This window comes from Escherichia sp. E13S3 (assembly GCF_004212325.1).
Taxonomy (GTDB): Bacteria; Pseudomonadota; Gammaproteobacteria; order Enterobacterales; family Enterobacteriaceae; genus Escherichia.
The window spans coordinates 56785-74008 of the sequence record NZ_RHJR01000009.1; the positions used below are offsets into that span (position 1 = coordinate 56785).

Below are 17224 nucleotides of genomic sequence, written 5' to 3' on the forward strand. Positions count from 1 at the left end.
TGTTGCCGATATGAAGTAAACACGGATGTAGTACGCCTGACGTGCCAGGCGAGGAGTGAGTGTGAAAGTGAAGAAGCAGGAAACTGCCGCAACCATGAAAGACGTTGCCCTGAAGGCAAAAGTCTCTACAGCGACCGTCTCCCGAGCATTAATGAATCCAGATAAAGTCTCCCAGGCCACCCGTAATCGGGTTGAAAAAGCGGCCCGGGAAGTGGGTTATTTTCCGCAGCCACTGGGGCGTAACGCTAAGCGTAATGAATCCCGAACGATTCTGGTGATTGTCCCGGATATCTGCGACCCCTTCTTTAGCGAAATTATTCGCGGTATCGAAGTCACGGCGGCAAGTCATGGATATCTGGTACTGATTGGCGACTGCGCACACCAAAATCAGCAGGAAAAGACCTTTATCGACTTGATCATCACCAAACAAATTGATGGCATGTTGCTGCTGGGTTCAAGGCTGCCGTTTGATGCAAGCATAGAGGAACAACGTAATCTGCCGCCGATGGTGATGGCGAACGAATTCGCACCAGAGCTGGAACTGCCTACGGTTCATATCGACAACCTGACCGCTGCCTTTGATGCCGTAAATTATCTGTATGAACAAGGGCATAAACTGATTGGCTGTATTGCCGGCCCCGAAGAGATGCCATTGTGTCACTACCGTCTACAAGGCTACGTTCAGGCACTGCGTCGCTGCGGCATTATGGTTGATCCGCAATATATCGCCCGGGGCGACTTCACCTTCGAAGCCGGAAGTAAAGCCATGCAACAGCTGCTCGACCTTCCGCAACCGCCAACTGCCGTCTTCTGTCATAGCGATGTAATGGCGCTCGGCGCACTTTCTCAGGCGAAACGCCAGGGGCTGAAAGTCCCTGACGACCTTTCCATAATCGGTTTTGACAACATCGACCTGACGCAATTTTGCGATCCGCCGCTGACAACCATTGCACAGCCGCGCTACGAAATTGGTCGGGAAGCTATGCTGTTACTGCTTGATCAAATGCAGGGGCAAACGGTCGGAAGCGGCTCACGTTTAATGGACTGCGAGCTTATTATCCGGGGATCGACGCGCACGTTATCTTAAAGTAAACCTTTAAGGCTTCCGTGACTGGTCAAAGGCCCGCCGCTTAAGTAACATGGCGGGCTGACGAACGAATAAATACAGCGAAACGATAGTGGCACAACGAGATTATGTACGCCGCAGCCAACCGGCACCTTCGCGGCGAAAAAAGAGCACCTCACGGAAAAAGCAACGAAATATGCCTGCGGTTTCTCCCGCAATGGTCGCTATTGCTGCAGCCGTTCTTGTGACCTTTATCGGGGGTCTGTACTTCATTACGCACCACAAGAAAGAAGAGTCTGAGACGCTGCAAAGCCAGAAAGTGACCGGAAACGGACTACCTCCGAAACCGGAAGAACGTTGGCGCTACATTAAAGAGCTGGAAAGTCGCCAGCCGGGCGTGCGTGCGCCAACAGAACCGTCTGCTGGCGGCGAAGTGAAAACGCCGGATCAGCTGACTCCGGAGCAGCGCCAGCTTCTTGAACAAATGCAGGCTGATATGCGTCAGCAACCAACGCAGCTTGCCGAAGTCCCGTGGAATGAGCAGACGCCGGAACAGCGCCAGCAAACGCTGCAACGCCAGCATCAGGCGCAGCAGTTAGCGGAACAGCAACGTCTGGCTCAGCAGTCGCGTACGACCGAGCAAAGCTGGCAGCAACAGACACGTACGTCGCAAGCCGCGCCGGTACAGGCGCAACCGCGCCAGTCTAAACCGGCTTCTACCCAGCAACCGTACCAGGATCTGCTGCAAACGCCTGCGCATACAACCTCGCAGCCGAAGCCACAGCAGGCCGCACCAGTAGCACGCGCAGCTGAAGCGCCGAAACCAACAGCGGAGAAGAAAGATGAACGTCGCTGGATGGTTCAGTGCGGTTCATTTAAAGGTGCTGAACAGGCTGAGACTGTACGTGCGCAGTTGGCTTTCGAAGGCTTTGACTCGAAAATTACCACCAACAATGGCTGGAATCGTGTGGTCATCGGGCCGGTGAAAGGCAAAGAGAACGCTGACAACACCCTCAATCGTTTGAAGATGGCAGGCCATACAAACTGCATTCGGCTCGCCACCGGGGGTTGAAACCCTCAAAATCTCCCCCATCTATACTTGCATTATGCCCCGCACAATTGTGCGGGGCTTGAATTCTGTATTCCTAACCAAGGGGTCTGCTCGTGACAACTATAGTAAGCGTACGCCGTAATGGCCACGTAGTAATCGCCGGTGATGGTCAGGCCACACTGGGTAACACCGTAATGAAAGGCAACGTTAAAAAAGTTCGCCGCCTGTATAACGATAAAGTGATCGCAGGCTTTGCCGGCGGCACGGCGGATGCCTTCACGTTGTTCGAACTGTTTGAACGTAAACTGGAAATGCATCAGGGCCATCTGGTTAAAGCGGCAGTTGAGCTGGCAAAAGACTGGCGTACCGATCGCATGTTGCGCAAACTTGAAGCATTGTTGGCGGTCGCGGACGAAACTGCATCGCTGATCATCACCGGTAACGGTGACGTGGTACAGCCAGAAAACGATCTTATTGCTATCGGCTCCGGCGGCCCTTACGCCCAGGCTGCGGCACGCGCTCTGTTAGAAAACACAGAACTTAGCGCCCGTGAAATTGCTGAAAAGGCGTTGGATATTGCAGGCGATATTTGCATCTATACCAACCATTTCCATACCATCGAAGAATTAAGCTACAAAGCGTAAGGATCTCCCATGTCTGAAATGACCCCACGCGAAATCGTCAGCGAACTTGATAAGCACATTATCGGCCAGGATAACGCTAAGCGTTCCGTGGCGATTGCACTGCGTAACCGCTGGCGCCGCATGCAGCTCAACGAAGAGTTGCGCCATGAAGTGACCCCGAAAAACATTCTGATGATCGGCCCGACCGGCGTCGGTAAAACTGAAATCGCCCGTCGTCTGGCTAAACTGGCGAACGCGCCGTTCATCAAAGTTGAAGCAACCAAATTCACCGAAGTCGGTTATGTAGGTAAAGAAGTCGATTCTATTATCCGCGACCTGACCGATGCCGCAGTGAAAATGGTGCGTGTACAAGCTATCGAGAAAAACCGTTATCGCGCTGAAGAACTGGCAGAAGAACGTATTCTCGACGTGCTGATCCCACCGGCTAAAAACAACTGGGGACAGACCGAACAGCAGCAGGAACCGTCCGCTGCCCGTCAGGCATTCCGCAAAAAACTGCGTGAAGGCCAACTCGATGACAAAGAAATCGAGATCGATCTTGCCGCAGCACCGATGGGCGTTGAAATTATGGCGCCTCCGGGAATGGAAGAGATGACCAGCCAACTGCAGTCTATGTTCCAGAACCTGGGCGGTCAGAAGCAAAAAGCGCGTAAGCTGAAAATCAAAGACGCCATGAAGCTGCTGATTGAAGAAGAAGCGGCGAAACTGGTAAATCCGGAAGAATTGAAGCAAGACGCTATCGACGCCGTAGAACAGCACGGGATCGTGTTCATCGACGAAATCGACAAAATCTGTAAGCGCGGCGAATCCTCCGGCCCGGACGTTTCCCGTGAAGGTGTTCAGCGTGACCTGCTGCCGCTGGTAGAAGGTTGCACCGTTTCCACCAAACACGGGATGGTCAAAACAGACCACATTCTGTTCATCGCTTCTGGTGCATTCCAGGTTGCGAAACCGTCTGACCTGATCCCAGAACTGCAAGGTCGTCTGCCGATCCGCGTTGAGCTGCAGGCCCTGACCACCAGCGACTTTGAGCGTATTCTGACCGAGCCGAATGCCTCTATCACCGTGCAGTACAAAGCACTGATGGCGACCGAAGGCGTGAATATTGAGTTCACCGACTCCGGTATCAAACGCATTGCAGAAGCGGCATGGCAGGTAAACGAATCTACCGAAAACATCGGTGCGCGTCGTTTACATACCGTTCTGGAGCGTTTGATGGAAGAGATTTCCTACGACGCCAGCGATTTAAGCGGTCAAACCATCACTATTGACGCAGATTATGTGAGCAAACATCTGGATGCGTTGGTGGCAGATGAAGATCTGAGCCGTTTTATCCTATAATCGCGTTCAATCATTTTCATCATTGTTTGATGGGGCTGAAAGGCCCCATTTTTATTGGCGCGTATTATGACTGAACAACAAATTAGCCGAACTCAGGCGTGGCTGGAAAGTTTACGACCTAAAACCCTCCCCCTCGCCTTTGCTGCAATTATCGTCGGGACGGCGCTGGCATGGTGGCAAGGTCACTTCGATCCGCTGGTCGCTCTGCTGGCACTCATTACCGCCGGGCTATTACAGATCCTCTCTAACCTCGCCAATGACTACGGTGATGCCGTCAAAGGTAGCGACAAACCTGACCGCATTGGACCTCTGCGCGGCATGCAAAAAGGGGTCATTACCCAGCAAGAGATGAAACGGGCGCTCATTATTACCGTCGTGCTCATTTGCCTCTCTGGACTGGCGCTGGTCGCAGTGGCGTGTCATAACCTGGCTGATTTTGTCGGCTTCCTGATTCTTGGTGGGTTATCAATTATCGCCGCTATCACCTATACCGTGGGCAATCGTCCTTATGGTTATATCGGCCTGGGTGATATTTCCGTACTGGTGTTCTTTGGTTGGTTGAGTGTGATGGGCAGCTGGTATTTGCAGGCGCATACGCTGATTCCGGCGCTGATCCTTCCGGCAACGGCCTGTGGTCTGCTGGCAACGGCGGTGCTCAACATTAACAATCTGCGCGATATCAATAGCGACCGCGAGAATGGCAAAAACACACTGGTAGTGCGCTTAGGTGAAGTGAACGCCCGTCGTTACCATGCTTGCCTGCTGATGGGCTCGCTGGCGTGCCTGGCGCTGTTTAATCTCTTTTCACTGCATAGCCTGTGGGGTTGGCTGTTCCTGCTGGCAGCACCGTTGCTGGTAAAGCAAGCCCGTTATGTGATGCGTGAAATGGACCCGGTGGCGATGCGTCCGATGCTGGAACGCACCGTCAAAGGAGCATTACTAACTAACCTGCTGTTTGTTTTGGGAATATTCTTAAGCCAGTGGGCTACATAACTGACAAATATCAATTAACAATTGATGATTTTGCCAACAACCCACATAGCGCGATATACTGAAAATTCTCGCAGCAACTGAATGTTAAGCCTATGAAATACGATACTTCCGAGCTTTGTGACATCTATCAAGAAGATGTCAACGTCGTGGAACCGCTGTTCTCCAACTTTGGTGGACGGGCGTCGTTTGGCGGACAAATCATCACGGTAAAATGTTTCGAGGACAACGGGTTGCTGTACGATCTGCTCGAACAAAATGGCCGTGGTCGTGTCCTTGTCGTCGATGGCGGTGGTTCTGTTCGTCGCGCACTGGTCGATGCTGAACTGGCGCGTCTGGCAGTACAAAATGAATGGGAAGGCCTGGTCATTTACGGCGCGGTGCGTCAGGTAGATGATCTGGAAGAACTGGACATCGGCATCCAGGCGATGGCGGCAATTCCGGTTGGTGCCGCTGGCGAAGGCATTGGCGAAAGCGATGTCCGCGTCAATTTTGGCGGCGTCACCTTCTTCTCCGGCGACCATCTCTATGCCGACAATACCGGGATTATTCTTTCTGAAGATCCGCTGGATATTGAATAACTCTCTGCCATGCGTTAAAAGGGGGATTAAATTCCCCTTTTTTATACATGGACGTATTCATGCAAAATATTATTCTTTTAATTTTATATTTATTTCTTATAGCCGTTAACCATTTCCGCTACAAATTCCTTTTATCTGGCAACACCGGTGAAATGATTTTATATTTTGCTAACGTATTTTTTAACCCACTTGCCCTATCATTTATTATCGCCACAATCATCTGTATAACGATAAAAAAAAGAAGCAGCCGCAGCTTTATTCGCGGTACTTGTTGGTTAATGGGATTATTTCTTATCTATAGCAGCTATACGGTGTGGGAACGACACAGCACATGGGATTATACTTTCTCGGGGCCAGGTATCACCGTCACGGTTCAGAGCAAACAGTGGGTTGCCAATATAGTAAAACAAGGACCAACCCTGGTAACTCGGGATGCCCATGCTATTTTAGCTATTGTTGCCTTCTCACAAAATGAACTCGGTGTACATTCAATCGAGGAACTTACCGCGACTCAAAACGGAACTGCAGAAATGCATGTTTGTGATGTTCAGGGATTTGCCTGCGCTTATCAGGAAGGAGTGCAAACAATGAGTGATGGCAAAGTAAGACATGCTATTTTCATGACTCTACTGGATAACACTAATTTGATACAACTGGTCGCAGCCATCGACCCAGATTATTTGGACGAATATCAAGAAGAAGTAATGAAAATGATGCTTTCTGCCCGTCAATGATCTGATGTGCATGTTAATAATAAGGGATTGATATGAGATACGTTATCTTATTAATATTATGGATAATAACTGTTTTTCTTAGTCATCTTCAGCACAGTAACTTGCTTGCTGGAGATCCTGGCATGGTTGGCGAGTATTTCGGTTCAGTACTTCTGGGGCCGTTATTACTTCCCGTGCTTGTGTCGGGTATTCTGTGCACATTCGCTAAAAAAACGCGTAACTTCGCCAGTTTTACCCGCGGGTGCTGCTGGGTATTGGGAGTACTACTTTTATCCAACGTCGGCAATACGTTTCGTATGTTCACCCCGTGGCAATATACGTTTGAGAATGCCGCTATTTCCGTGACTGTCCCGAACCGACACTGGAATACGGTTTCCATTAGTACTGATAAAACCATTGATATAAGAAGTGAAGATAATAGCGTCTTTATTTCTGCTTTCCGCCTGCCCGCAGGGCGTAGCGCCGATGACTCGCTGGAAGAGTTAAAGAATATGCAGCGAGACAATCTCAAGGATCAATACAATGAAGAAACTTTCCAGTTTCATGACTGTAATGCCAAACATTTCACCTGCAAATATCAGGACGTGTTGATAAATTTTGATGGTCAGCAGAAGAGAACCATCAGTGTTTATCTTGAAGATACCCCCAGGGCTGTGGGGCTCATTGCATTAATGAAGCCAGATACGGCAGATAAATATCGCCAACAGGCGATGGAGATTATGCTGTCTGCTAAAAATGCACAGAAGTAAAAAAATAAGGCGCCTTGCGGCGCCTCTGCGTGGAAGAGATTAAACCTCTTCCATACGACCCAGCAGGGCCTGCAGACGTTCCTGCCAGCCGTTCTGCTGTTCTTTCAGATGGTTGTTCTCACGCTCCAGCTCTTCGCGCTGATGCTGGGCATTTTGAACTTCCTGCGACAGTGAGTTGTTTTTTTCTTTCAGCTCTTCGATTTCCATCTGCAACAGAGTGATGGTATCAATCGCCTGCTGTACTTTTGCTTCCAGTTTCTCAAACACTTCTAATGACATCGTCATACCTCTCCTGAATTGCAAGGCGTTGATGGATAAAAATCCTCGTCCCGATTACCGGTGACGCCTTAATAAATACGAGCGCATTTTAGTTAGCTCCGATTGTATGAAGCCGCGCCATCGCTGTCCAGCGGCACGCCTTGTAGATTACGGTTTGCCACACTTTTCATCCTTCTCCTGGTGACATAATCCACACCAATCGAAAATGTTAACAAAATTGTTGCGCGAATGATCTAACAAACATGCATCATGTATAAACAGATGAAATAAATAGCGCGATAACGCTCATTTTATGACGAAGCACACACATTTTAAGTTCGATATTTCTCGTTTTCGCTCGTTAACGATAAGTTTACAGCATGCCTACAAGCATCGTGGAGGTCCGTGACTTTCACGCATACAACAAACATTAACTCTTCAGGATCCGATTATGAGTCAAACATCAACCTTGAAAGGCCAGTGCATTGCTGAATTCCTCGGTACCGGGTTGTTGATTTTTTTCGGTGTCGGTTGCGTTGCTGCACTTAAAGTCGCTGGCGCGTCTTTTGGTCAGTGGGAAATCAGTGTTATTTGGGGGCTGGGGGTGGCGATGGCCATCTATCTAACCGCAGGGGTTTCCGGCGCACATCTTAATCCAGCTGTCACCATTGCGTTGTGGCTGTTTGCCTGTTTCGACAAGCGCAAGGTTATTCCTTATATCGTTTCACAAGTCGCCGGAGCTTTCTGCGCTGCGGCATTAGTTTACGGGCTTTACTACAATTTATTCTTCGACTTCGAGCAGACCCATCATATTGTTCGCGGAAGCGTCGAAAGTGTTGATCTGGCGGGTACTTTCTCTACTTATCCTAATCCTCATATCAATTTTGTGCAGGCCTTCGCAGTTGAGATGGTGATTACCGCTATTCTGATGGGGCTGATCCTGGCGTTAACGGACGATGGTAACGGCGTACCGCGCGGCCCTTTGGCTCCCTTGCTGATTGGTCTACTGATTGCGGTCATTGGCGCATCTATGGGTCCATTAACGGGCTTTGCCATGAACCCAGCACGTGATATCGGTCCGAAAGCCTTTGCCTGGCTGGCGGGCTGGGGCAATGTCGCCTTTACCGGCGGCAGAGACATTCCTTACTTCCTGGTGCCGCTTTTTGGCCCTATCGTTGGCGCGATTGTAGGTGCATTCGCCTACCGCAAACTGATTGGTCGCCATTTGCCTTGCGATATCTGTGTTGTGGAAGAAAAGGAGATCACAACTCCTTCAGAACAAAAAGCTTCGCTGTAATGTGACTACGGGACAATTAAACATGACTGAAAAAAAATATATCGTTGCGCTCGACCAGGGCACCACCAGCTCCCGCGCGGTCGTGATGGATCACGATGCCAATATCATTAGCGTGTCACAGCGCGAATTTGAGCAAATTTACCCAAAACCAGGCTGGGTAGAACACGACCCGATGGAAATCTGGGCCACCCAAAGCTCCACACTGGTAGAAGTGCTGGCGAAAGCAGATATTAATTCCGATCAAATTGCAGCTATCGGTATTACGAACCAGCGTGAAACCACCATCGTCTGGGAAAAAGAAAGCGGCAAGCCTATCTATAACGCTATTGTCTGGCAGTGCCGTCGTACCGCCGAGATTTGCGAGCATCTCAAGCGTGACGGCATGGAAGAGTACATTCGTAACAACACCGGTCTGGTGATTGACCCGTACTTCTCTGGCACCAAAGTGAAGTGGATCCTCGACCATGTGGAAGGCTCCCGCGAGCGTGCACGCCGTGGTGAACTGCTGTTTGGTACGGTTGATACCTGGCTTATCTGGAAAATGACTCAGGGCCGCGTTCACGTCACTGATTACACTAATGCGTCTCGTACCATGTTGTTCAACATCCATACTCTGGACTGGGACGACAAAATGCTCGACGCGCTGGATATCCCGCGTGAGATGCTGCCAGAAGTACGTCGTTCTTCCGAAGTGTACGGTCAGACCAACATTGGCGGCAAAGGCGGCACGCGTATTCCGATCGCCGGGATTGCGGGCGACCAGCAGGCGGCACTCTTCGGCCAGTTGTGCGTGAAAGAAGGGATGGCGAAGAATACCTACGGTACCGGCTGCTTTATGCTGATGAACACCGGCGAGAAAGCAGTGAAATCAGAAAACGGTCTGCTGACCACCATCGCCTGTGGCCCGAGCGGGGAAGTAAACTACGCGCTGGAAGGTGCGGTGTTTATGGCGGGCGCCTCCATTCAGTGGCTACGCGATGAAATGAAGTTGATTAACGACGCCTACGATTCCGAATACTTTGCCACTAAAGTACAAAACACCAACGGTGTGTATGTCGTTCCGGCGTTTACCGGACTGGGTGCGCCCTACTGGGATCCGTATGCGCGCGGGGCCATTTTCGGCTTAACGCGTGGGGTGAACGCCAACCACATCATCCGTGCGACGCTGGAGTCTATTGCTTATCAGACGCGTGACGTACTGGAAGCGATGCAGGCCGACTCCGGTATTCGTCTACACGCACTGCGCGTGGATGGTGGCGCGGTGGCAAATAACTTCCTGATGCAGTTCCAGTCCGATATTCTCGGCACGCGCGTTGAGCGCCCGGAAGTTCGCGAAGTGACTGCGTTGGGTGCGGCCTATCTTGCTGGTCTGGCGGTTGGCTTCTGGCAGAATCTCGACGAGCTGCAAGAGAAAGCGGTGATTGAACGCGAGTTCCGTCCTGGCATCGAAACCACTGAGCGTAATTACCGTTACGCTGGCTGGAAAAAAGCGGTCAAACGCGCGATGGCCTGGGAAGAACACGACGAGTAATGTCAGGCACCTGAACCGATTGCCTGATGCTGATCGCCTGATGCGACGCTTACGCGTCTTATCAGGCCTACGAGCCGATGCCATCTTGTGTAGATCGGATAAGGCGTTCACGCCGCATCCGGCATGTCGCAGACTCTGAAATCGTGCGGGGGCAACCCCCGCACACATCAATAATCCGCTCCCTCCCCTGTGCTACACTTCGCGCCATTCCTTACTGCTTAGAGTTTGCTATGAGACGAGAACTTGCCATCGAATTTTCCCGCGTCACCGAATCTGCGGCGCTGGCTGGCTACAAATGGTTAGGACGCGGCGATAAAAATACCGCTGACGGCGCAGCGGTTAACGCCATGCGCATAATGCTCAACCAGGTCAACATTGACGGCACCATCGTCATTGGTGAAGGTGAAATCGACGAAGCACCGATGCTCTACATTGGTGAAAAAGTCGGTACTGGTCGCGGTGATGCAGTGGATATTGCTGTTGATCCGATTGAAGGCACGCGCATGACGGCGATGGGCCAGGCTAACGCGCTGGCGGTGCTGGCAGTAGGCGATAAAGGCTGCTTCCTCAACGCGCCAGATATGTATATGGAAAAGCTGATCGTCGGGCCGGGAGCTAAGGGCGCCATTGATCTGAATCTGCCGTTAGCGGATAACCTGCGCAATGTTGCCGCTGCGCTCGGCAAACCATTGAGTGAACTGACGGTAACGATTCTGGCGAAACCGCGCCACGATGCCGTTATCGCAGAAATGCAGCAACTCGGCGTGCGCGTGTTTGCTATTCCGGATGGTGACGTTGCGGCCTCAATTCTCACCTGTATGCCAGACAGCGAAGTTGACGTGCTGTACGGCATTGGCGGCGCGCCGGAAGGCGTGGTTTCTGCGGCGGTGATTCGGGCGTTAGATGGCGATATGAATGGCCGTCTGCTGGCGCGTCATGATGTCAAAGGCGACAACGCAGAAAATCGCCGCATTGGTGAACAGGAACTGGCACGCTGCAAAGCAATGGGCATCGAAGCGGGTAAAGTGTTGCGTCTGGGCGATATGGCGCGCAGCGATAACGTCATCTTTTCCGCCACCGGTATCACCAAGGGCGATCTACTGGAAGGTATTAGCCGCAAAGGTAATATCGCCACCACCGAAACGCTGCTGATCCGCGGTAAGTCACGCACTATTCGTCGCATTCAGTCGATTCACTATCTGGATCGTAAAGACCCGGATATGCAGGTGCACATTCTCTGAGTGATTTGATCGATTGAGCCTTCCAGTCCTTCGGGACTGGAATTTTTTTGTTCGGAGAACGAAGATAAGGCAAGTCAATCAAAACAGGAGAAAAACATGGCTGATTGGGTAACAGGCAAAGTCACTAAAGTGCAGAACTGGACCGACGCCCTGTTTAGTCTCACCGTTCACGCTCCCGTGCTTCCGTTTACCGCCGGGCAATTCACCAAACTTGGCCTTGAAATTGAAGGCGAACGCGTTCAGCGTGCCTACTCTTACGTTAACTCGCCCGACAATCCCGATCTGGAGTTTTACCTGGTCACTGTCCCCGATGGCAAATTAAGCCCGCGACTGGCGGCGCTAAAACCGGGTGATGAAGTGCAAGTGGTTAGCGAGGCGGCTGGCTTCTTTGTGCTGGATGAAGTACCGGACTGCGAAACGCTATGGATGCTGGCAACCGGTACAGCGATTGGCCCTTATTTATCGATTCTGCAATTGGGCAAAGATTTAGATCGCTTCAAAAACCTGGTGCTGGTTCACGCCGCACGTTATGCCGCCGACTTAAGCTATCTGCCGCTGATGCAAGAACTGGAAAAACGCTACGAAGGGAAACTGCGCATTCAGACGGTGGTCAGTCGGGAAACAGCCGCGGGTTCGCTCACCGGGCGAATACCGGCGTTAATTGAAAGCGGTGAACTGGAAAACGCGGTTGGCCTGGCAATGGATAAAGAAACCAGTCATGTGATGCTGTGTGGTAATCCGCAAATGGTGCGCGATACGCAACAGCTGCTAAAAGAAACCCGGCAGATGACGAAACATTTACGTCGTCGACCGGGCCATATGACAGCGGAGCATTACTGGTAAGCGGTTACTTATCGATAAACGGCACGATGAGCAGGTCCGCATTCAACTTATTGATCATCCCGCGGTATGCCGGCATCAAACGGTTGATAAATGAGTGGTGATGACCACAGACAAGGAGGTCGCACTGCTCTTGTTGCATAATTTCCAGCAGTGTTTCCGGCATTTCTCCGCGCTCAATACGCAGTTTGGTTTTCGGCCACTGAATATTTTTCGTCAGTTTATACAGCTTGTTATCCGAATTATCTTTCAACAGTTGAAGAATATCTTCTGTTGCAGGGAAGTAAATGCCCGGATACAACTCGCTTAAGCCATCATCAATATGAATCAATGTCAGGTGAGCGTCATTATGTCTGGCGAGATCCAGGGCTTTGTTCACCAGTAAGGCATCTTCTTCATTTCCGGAAATTGCCACGCCAATGTGTTTATAAGCCATGTTTAACTCCTTCTAAAGCGACTCCATCAAGCTAACGAACGCAGGGATAACTCAAAAATAATCATCTCGGCCTGGCATGAGAAGGTGAAGGCCGCATCAAGCTCAACTTGCCCCTCCAGATCCTTAATCTTATAGGCCACACTGGCCCCTTCATCCGCAGAGGATGCAGTGGCGGCAAGCTCTTTCAGTTTGGTCATAAAGGACTCTGCTTCTTCGCGGGTGGCAAAAAAGCGCGAAAACTTACTGGTACAGTTGTCGTTATCAATCACCGTACCGATATCAATCGCACATCCTTTAGTACTGCATTTATCTACGACATCTTTCATAGGGCACCTCTGTATATTCGCCTCTCTGTCGATTACGACTTAAGAATAATGCGCCGTTAAGAGAAGAACAAACAAGTAATGATCTTATGGATTACCATTTTTTTTGATATTGCTTAAGGTGAGGAAATGAGGAGGATTTTCCGGGCATTGTCATTTCCAGCGTGGAAATAACGATCCCGGAAAAAAATAGCAAGAAGAGATATATTAAAGGTTAATTACTTGATTTATTGTCGGCTTTATACTTCACATCCAGAGTATCTTTGCCAAATTTATTTTCGCCCTGCGTACCGACAAATGCGCCAAGATCAATAAGCATCATCACCAGAATCAACGTCGGGACAAAACGCCCCACCGTCCATTGCCAGACGCCCGGTAAAATCGCCCAATTACCCGCCAGCAGCATCCACGCTACAATCATTAAAAATGCCCATGCGCCGGAACGCCCGCGATCGTGCAGTCGTTTGACCGTTACTGCCGCTGTCGGCCAAAGTAAGCACACCAGGCAAAACGCGGCGGTCTGGATATCGAGTAAGTTTTTACCTGCCAGTGAGAAAAGCACCAGCATGCCAACGAACCAGAGGCCAATCCAAATCCAGAAATCACGGCGCCCAATACGCCCTTTAAACGAGAATAACCATTGCTGTATGGTCATGTAAGTTCCTTGATGGTTGTCTTTTCCAGGATTCTACCCTTTTGACAAGGGAGACAGATATCGTTTTAATCGGAGCCAGTCATAACAAAAGGTACTGTCGATGAAGCCAGGGTTTACGCTGTTTTTTCTCTTATGTTCTGCATCAGCCGTTAGCACAACGGTGCATGCACAAACACCAGGTACGGCGACCACTGCGCCCTATCTGCTTGCTGGCGCCCCTACCTTCGATCTCTCCATCAGCCAGTTTCGAGAAAACTTTAACAGCCAGAACCCCAACCTGCCACTGAACGAGTTTCGCGCCATCGACAGCAGCCCCGACAAAGCCAATCTGACTCGCGCCGCCAGTAAAATTAACGAGAACTTGTATGCCTCTACGGCGCTGGAGCGTGGCACTTTAAAAATCAAAAGCATTCAAATTACCTGGCTACCAATCCAGGGACCAGAGCAAAAAGCCGCCAAAGCAAAAGCTCATGAATACATGGCGGCGGTGATCCGCACACTCACCCCGCTGATGACCAAAACACAAAGCCAGAAAAAGCTACAGTCGCTCCTTACTGCGGGGAAAAACAAACGTTATTACACAGAGACAGAAGGCGCACTGCGCTATGTTGTCGCGGACAACGGCGAAAAGGGACTGACCTTCGCTGTTGAACCGATTAAGCTGGCGCTATCTGAATCGCTTGAAGGGTTGAATAAATGACAAAAAGCAAAGCCTTTCCAGTGATGAATCTCTATACTGTTTCACAGACCTGCTGCCCCGCGGGGCGGCCATCTTCCTTTATTCGCTTATAAGCGTGGAGAATTAAAATGCGACATCCTTTAGTGATGGGTAACTGGAAACTGAACGGCAGCCGCCACATGGTTCACGAGCTGGTTTCTAACCTGCGTAAAGAGCTGGCAGGCGTTGATGGCTGTGGCGTTGCAATCGCGCCACCAGAAATGTACATCGATATGGCGAAGCGTGAAGCTGAAGGCAGCCACATCATGCTGGGTGCGCAGAACGTGGACCTGAACCTGTCCGGCGCATTCACTGGTGAAACCTCTGCTGCTATGCTGAAAGACATCGGCGCACAGTACATCATCATCGGTCACTCTGAACGTCGTACTTACCACAAAGAGTCTGACGAACTGATCGCGAAAAAATTCGCGGTGCTGAAAGAGCAGGGTCTGACTCCGGTTCTGTGCATCGGTGAAACCGAAGCTGAAAACGAAGCGGGCAAAACTGAAGAAGTTTGCGCACGTCAGATCGACGCGGTACTGAAAACTCAGGGTGCTGCGGCATTCGAAGGTGCGGTAATCGCTTACGAACCAGTATGGGCAATCGGTACTGGCAAATCTGCAACTCCGGCGCAGGCACAGGCTGTTCACAAATTTATCCGTGACCACATCGCTAAAGTTGACGCTAACATCGCTGAACAAGTGATCATCCAGTACGGCGGTTCTGTAAACGCGTCTAACGCCGCAGAACTGTTCGCTCAGCCGGACATCGACGGCGCGCTGGTTGGCGGTGCTTCTCTGAAAGCTGACGCCTTCGCAGTGATCGTTAAAGCTGCAGAAGCGGCTAAACAGGCTTAAGTCTGACAGGTGCCGGATATCGCATCCGGCACTTAGCTTTCCTCAACAACTCCTCGCTTTAACGCAAAATCTCACACTGATGATCCTGAAGTTCCTCGGCTGAAGCACGATTCAGCGTCAGCAGATTGCGCTGCGTCGCCAGCAATACAAACGAGTTATCACTCTGTCGCACCATCGCCAGCGCGTAACTGCCCATATGTTCCCGTGCCTCTGGTACTTCTTCTGCCAGCATCATAAACGGACTACGTTTCACCAACTCGCTTTCAGTTACCCTACGTGCCAGGTATTCATGCCCACGCAGCCCACCGGGCAGCGGTAACCAACGGGTACTGATATTCGCCAGATTATTATCCAGTTGTTCGCGCACATCAGGACGAATACAAGAGATATGGATATGAAAATGGTTTTGCGTGCGCCCGGTACGGGAGTTAATCGCCAGAGATACCGCGCGATCGGGGACTGGCTGGCCGTATTTTTTGCTCATAAAATCACGCGCCTGCCAGGCTAACCAGAAGAAATTAGGCGTTGAAGGATCGGTTAACAATGGACTTTCAGTGCCGTTAATACGATACGTTGGCATCAACAAATATTGCAGAGGACCGTTGAGGTCTTTTAAAACCACATATCCTGCATTGGGTTTGACTTCCGCACATGGCGAAGGGTTTTGGTTTTGCTGCTGGTTGGGTAAACATTGCTCAAGGGCAATCTGGCGCAACGTGTCCGACTCTTCACCGGTCAATTTCCAGTAACCAATGCCTGCAGCAGCAACAGCGATAACCATCATCGCTAAAAAAAGAAGACCTGCTTTTTTCATCTTTTTTTCCCTGTACCTCAAAGAGATGCAAGGGTAACGCAAAATCGTGACAAATAAAAAACCCGGTCGCGAGATGCCACCGGGTCTGATTGCCTTCAACAAAATTAACGTTTGCTGATTTGGTCAAACGTTCCGCCGTTAGAGAAATGCTCTTTTTGCGCTTTCGTCCAGCCACCGAACTCTTCATCAATGGTGAATAACTTCAGCTTCGGAAAGGCATTTTCATATTTTTTCGCTACCTGAGGATCGCGCGGACGATAGTAGTTTTTAGCCGCAATCTCCTGGCCTTCTGGCGAGTAGAGATAGTTCAGGTAAGCTTCCGCCACCTCTTTAGTGCCTTTTTTCTCTACCACTTTATCGACAACTGACACCGTAGGCTCTGCGAGAATAGACTCGCTCGGCGTGACGATTTCGAATTTATCTTTCCCCAGTTCATTCGCCGCCAGCAGAGCTTCGTTTTCCCAGGCAATCAGCACGTCGCCAATGCCGCGCTCAACAAAGGTATTCGTTGAACCGCGCGCGCCGGAATCCAGTACTTCGACGTTTTTATACAACGACTGCACGAATTCCTGCGCTTTTGCCTGCTCGTTGTTGTTGTGATGCAGGGCGTATCCCCAGGCTGCCAGGTAGTTCCAGCGTGCACCACCAGAACTTTTCGGGTTCGGGGTGATCACCGAAACACCGGGCTTAATCAAATCGTTCCAGTCGTGAATCTGCTTCGGATTCCCCTTACGCACCAGGAAGACAATGGTAGAAGTATAAGGTGCGGAGTTATCCGGCAGACGCTTGATCCACTCTTTATCGATACGACCACGTTCAGCAATGGCATCCACGTCATAGGCTAGCGCCAGCGTGACGACATCAGCTTCTATGCCATTGATTACCGACGTCGCCTGTTTACCCGAACCGCCGTGCGACTGGCGAATCACCACGTTATCGCCGGTTTGCTGTTTCCAGTGGGCGCTGAAGGCTTTGTTGTACTGCTCGTACAGTTCGCGCGTTGGATCATACGAAACGTTAAGAAGCTGAATATCCTTTGCCATAACGCTGGTCGCTGCCAGTAATAAAGTTAACCCTACGCCCCACTTGTTCATCGCC

The 17224-nt window shown here is 50.7% G+C and carries 20 protein-coding genes; 14 read left to right on the forward strand and 6 right to left on the reverse strand.

Translation table 11 applies throughout. The features are described from left to right. Positions 1 to 61 precede the first annotated feature (61 nt). The 8 genes from cytR (at position 62) to D9597_RS10515 (ending at position 7156) form a co-directional block, all read left to right on the forward strand. Complete coding sequence (gene cytR, locus D9597_RS10480) at positions 62 to 1087, forward strand: DNA-binding transcriptional regulator CytR (RefSeq protein WP_130215268.1); 1026 nt, start codon at positions 62 to 64, stop codon at positions 1085 to 1087. Between the two features lie 91 nt (positions 1088 to 1178). Then, positions 1179 to 2138, forward strand: a complete 960-nt coding sequence (gene ftsN, locus D9597_RS10485) for a cell division protein FtsN (protein WP_130222366.1) — start codon at positions 1179 to 1181, stop codon at positions 2136 to 2138. A gap of 92 nt (positions 2139 to 2230) precedes the next feature. Further along, a complete protein-coding gene (gene hslV / locus D9597_RS10490; RefSeq protein ID WP_000208242.1) occupies positions 2231 to 2761 on the forward strand; it encodes an ATP-dependent protease subunit HslV in 531 nt (176 codons plus the stop codon). 9 nt (positions 2762 to 2770) lie between these two features. Then, positions 2771 to 4102: an HslU--HslV peptidase ATPase subunit gene (hslU, locus tag D9597_RS10495; RefSeq protein ID WP_001293348.1), complete on the forward strand. Its 1332-nt coding sequence runs from the start codon at positions 2771 to 2773 to the stop codon at positions 4100 to 4102. Between the two features lie 66 nt (positions 4103 to 4168). Next, positions 4169 to 5095 (forward strand): 1,4-dihydroxy-2-naphthoate polyprenyltransferase, encoded by a 927-nt coding sequence (gene menA, locus D9597_RS10500; RefSeq protein WP_130222368.1) that lies wholly within the window; start codon positions 4169 to 4171, stop codon positions 5093 to 5095. Positions 5096 to 5187: 92 nt separating this feature from the next. Next, positions 5188 to 5673 (forward strand): ribonuclease E activity regulator RraA, encoded by a 486-nt coding sequence (rraA, locus tag D9597_RS10505; protein WP_000872908.1) that lies wholly within the window; start codon positions 5188 to 5190, stop codon positions 5671 to 5673. Between the two features lie 59 nt (positions 5674 to 5732). Then, entirely contained in the window at positions 5733 to 6407 is a 675-nt protein-coding gene (locus D9597_RS10510) for a hypothetical protein (protein ID WP_130222370.1), read from the forward strand. Between the two features lie 122 nt (positions 6408 to 6529). Beyond that, on the forward strand, positions 6530 to 7156 hold the full coding sequence (locus D9597_RS10515) for a hypothetical protein (RefSeq protein WP_130222541.1): 627 nt from the start codon (positions 6530 to 6532) through the stop codon (positions 7154 to 7156). A 39-nt stretch (positions 7157 to 7195) separates the two neighbouring features. On the opposite strand, the gene zapB is transcribed toward D9597_RS10515, so the two are convergent. Beyond that, on the reverse strand, positions 7196 to 7441 hold the full coding sequence (gene zapB / locus D9597_RS10520; RefSeq protein ID WP_001296623.1) for a septal ring assembly protein ZapB: 246 nt from the start codon (positions 7439 to 7441) through the stop codon (positions 7196 to 7198). Between the two features lie 424 nt (positions 7442 to 7865). Here zapB and glpF point away from each other — a divergent pair, with 424 nt between their 5' ends. The 4 genes from glpF to fpr all read left to right on the forward strand — a co-directional run bounded on the left by glpF (position 7866) and on the right by fpr (position 12326). Continuing rightward, entirely contained in the window at positions 7866 to 8711 is an 846-nt protein-coding gene (glpF, locus tag D9597_RS10525) for a glycerol uptake facilitator protein GlpF (protein ID WP_130206614.1), read from the forward strand. A gap of 22 nt (positions 8712 to 8733) precedes the next feature. Then, positions 8734 to 10242: a glycerol kinase GlpK gene (gene glpK, locus D9597_RS10530; protein ID WP_130222372.1), complete on the forward strand. Its 1509-nt coding sequence runs from the start codon at positions 8734 to 8736 to the stop codon at positions 10240 to 10242. A 230-nt stretch (positions 10243 to 10472) separates the two neighbouring features. After that, positions 10473 to 11483, forward strand: coding sequence for a class II fructose-bisphosphatase (gene glpX, locus D9597_RS10535; RefSeq protein ID WP_130206618.1), 1011 nt, complete (start codon positions 10473 to 10475; stop codon positions 11481 to 11483). Positions 11484 to 11579: 96 nt separating this feature from the next. Beyond that, positions 11580 to 12326: a ferredoxin--NADP(+) reductase gene (fpr, locus tag D9597_RS10540; RefSeq protein ID WP_130222374.1), complete on the forward strand. Its 747-nt coding sequence runs from the start codon at positions 11580 to 11582 to the stop codon at positions 12324 to 12326. A 4-nt stretch (positions 12327 to 12330) separates the two neighbouring features. Here fpr and uspD read toward each other — a convergent pair whose 3' ends face one another. The 3 genes from uspD to D9597_RS10555 all read right to left on the reverse strand — a co-directional run bounded on the left by uspD (position 12331) and on the right by D9597_RS10555 (position 13737). Then, positions 12331 to 12759, reverse strand: coding sequence for a universal stress protein UspD (gene uspD, locus D9597_RS10545; protein ID WP_130222376.1), 429 nt, complete (start codon positions 12757 to 12759; stop codon positions 12331 to 12333). A gap of 26 nt (positions 12760 to 12785) precedes the next feature. Then, positions 12786 to 13085, reverse strand: a complete 300-nt coding sequence (locus D9597_RS10550; RefSeq protein WP_032204720.1) for a DUF406 domain-containing protein — start codon at positions 13083 to 13085, stop codon at positions 12786 to 12788. 211 nt (positions 13086 to 13296) lie between these two features. Next, entirely contained in the window at positions 13297 to 13737 is a 441-nt protein-coding gene (locus D9597_RS10555) for a DUF805 domain-containing protein (protein WP_064530283.1), read from the reverse strand. Between the two features lie 100 nt (positions 13738 to 13837). Here D9597_RS10555 and D9597_RS10560 point away from each other — a divergent pair, with 100 nt between their 5' ends. Both D9597_RS10560 and tpiA read left to right on the forward strand, forming a co-directional pair. Then, a complete protein-coding gene (locus tag D9597_RS10560) occupies positions 13838 to 14437 on the forward strand; it encodes a YiiQ family protein (protein WP_130206624.1) in 600 nt (199 codons plus the stop codon). 107 nt (positions 14438 to 14544) lie between these two features. After that, the gene (gene tpiA, locus D9597_RS10565) at positions 14545 to 15312 is read left to right on the forward strand and encodes a triose-phosphate isomerase (protein ID WP_130206626.1); all 768 of its coding nucleotides are present in this window, start codon (positions 14545 to 14547) and stop codon (positions 15310 to 15312) included. 58 nt (positions 15313 to 15370) lie between these two features. Here tpiA and cdh read toward each other — a convergent pair whose 3' ends face one another. Both cdh and sbp read right to left on the reverse strand, forming a co-directional pair. Then, a complete protein-coding gene (gene cdh / locus D9597_RS10570; RefSeq protein ID WP_130215256.1) occupies positions 15371 to 16126 on the reverse strand; it encodes a CDP-diacylglycerol diphosphatase in 756 nt (251 codons plus the stop codon). 104 nt (positions 16127 to 16230) lie between these two features. Next, the gene (gene sbp / locus D9597_RS10575) at positions 16231 to 17220 is read right to left on the reverse strand and encodes a sulfate/thiosulfate ABC transporter substrate-binding protein Sbp (protein WP_130222378.1); all 990 of its coding nucleotides are present in this window, start codon (positions 17218 to 17220) and stop codon (positions 16231 to 16233) included. Between the last annotated feature and the right edge of the window lie 4 nt (positions 17221 to 17224).

What these genes read in the sequence shown, in the direction of transcription:
- D9597_RS10510 (WP_130222370.1), top strand. Translation starts at nt 5,733, where the DNA reads ATGCAAAATATTATTCTTTTAATTTTATATTTATTTCTTATAGCCGTT.
- glpX (WP_130206618.1), top strand. Translation starts at nt 10,473, where the DNA reads ATGAGACGAGAACTTGCCATCGAATTTTCCCGCGTCACCGAATCTGCG.
- glpK (WP_130222372.1), top strand. Translation starts at nt 8,734, where the DNA reads ATGACTGAAAAAAAATATATCGTTGCGCTCGACCAGGGCACCACCAGC.
- sbp (WP_130222378.1), bottom strand. Translation starts at nt 17,220, where the DNA reads ATGAACAAGTGGGGCGTAGGGTTAACTTTATTACTGGCAGCGACCAGC.
- hslU (WP_001293348.1), top strand. Translation starts at nt 2,771, where the DNA reads ATGTCTGAAATGACCCCACGCGAAATCGTCAGCGAACTTGATAAGCAC.
- D9597_RS10550 (WP_032204720.1), bottom strand. Translation starts at nt 13,085, where the DNA reads ATGAAAGATGTCGTAGATAAATGCAGTACTAAAGGATGTGCGATTGAT.
- rraA (WP_000872908.1), top strand. Translation starts at nt 5,188, where the DNA reads ATGAAATACGATACTTCCGAGCTTTGTGACATCTATCAAGAAGATGTC.
- D9597_RS10555 (WP_064530283.1), bottom strand. Translation starts at nt 13,737, where the DNA reads ATGACCATACAGCAATGGTTATTCTCGTTTAAAGGGCGTATTGGGCGC.
- D9597_RS10560 (WP_130206624.1), top strand. Translation starts at nt 13,838, where the DNA reads ATGAAGCCAGGGTTTACGCTGTTTTTTCTCTTATGTTCTGCATCAGCC.
- tpiA (WP_130206626.1), top strand. Translation starts at nt 14,545, where the DNA reads ATGCGACATCCTTTAGTGATGGGTAACTGGAAACTGAACGGCAGCCGC.
- D9597_RS10515 (WP_130222541.1), top strand. Translation starts at nt 6,530, where the DNA reads ATGGTTGGCGAGTATTTCGGTTCAGTACTTCTGGGGCCGTTATTACTT.
- glpF (WP_130206614.1), top strand. Translation starts at nt 7,866, where the DNA reads ATGAGTCAAACATCAACCTTGAAAGGCCAGTGCATTGCTGAATTCCTC.
- menA (WP_130222368.1), top strand. Translation starts at nt 4,169, where the DNA reads ATGACTGAACAACAAATTAGCCGAACTCAGGCGTGGCTGGAAAGTTTA.
- fpr (WP_130222374.1), top strand. Translation starts at nt 11,580, where the DNA reads ATGGCTGATTGGGTAACAGGCAAAGTCACTAAAGTGCAGAACTGGACC.
- cdh (WP_130215256.1), bottom strand. Translation starts at nt 16,126, where the DNA reads ATGAAAAAAGCAGGTCTTCTTTTTTTAGCGATGATGGTTATCGCTGTT.
- zapB (WP_001296623.1), bottom strand. Translation starts at nt 7,441, where the DNA reads ATGACGATGTCATTAGAAGTGTTTGAGAAACTGGAAGCAAAAGTACAG.
- uspD (WP_130222376.1), bottom strand. Translation starts at nt 12,759, where the DNA reads ATGGCTTATAAACACATTGGCGTGGCAATTTCCGGAAATGAAGAAGAT.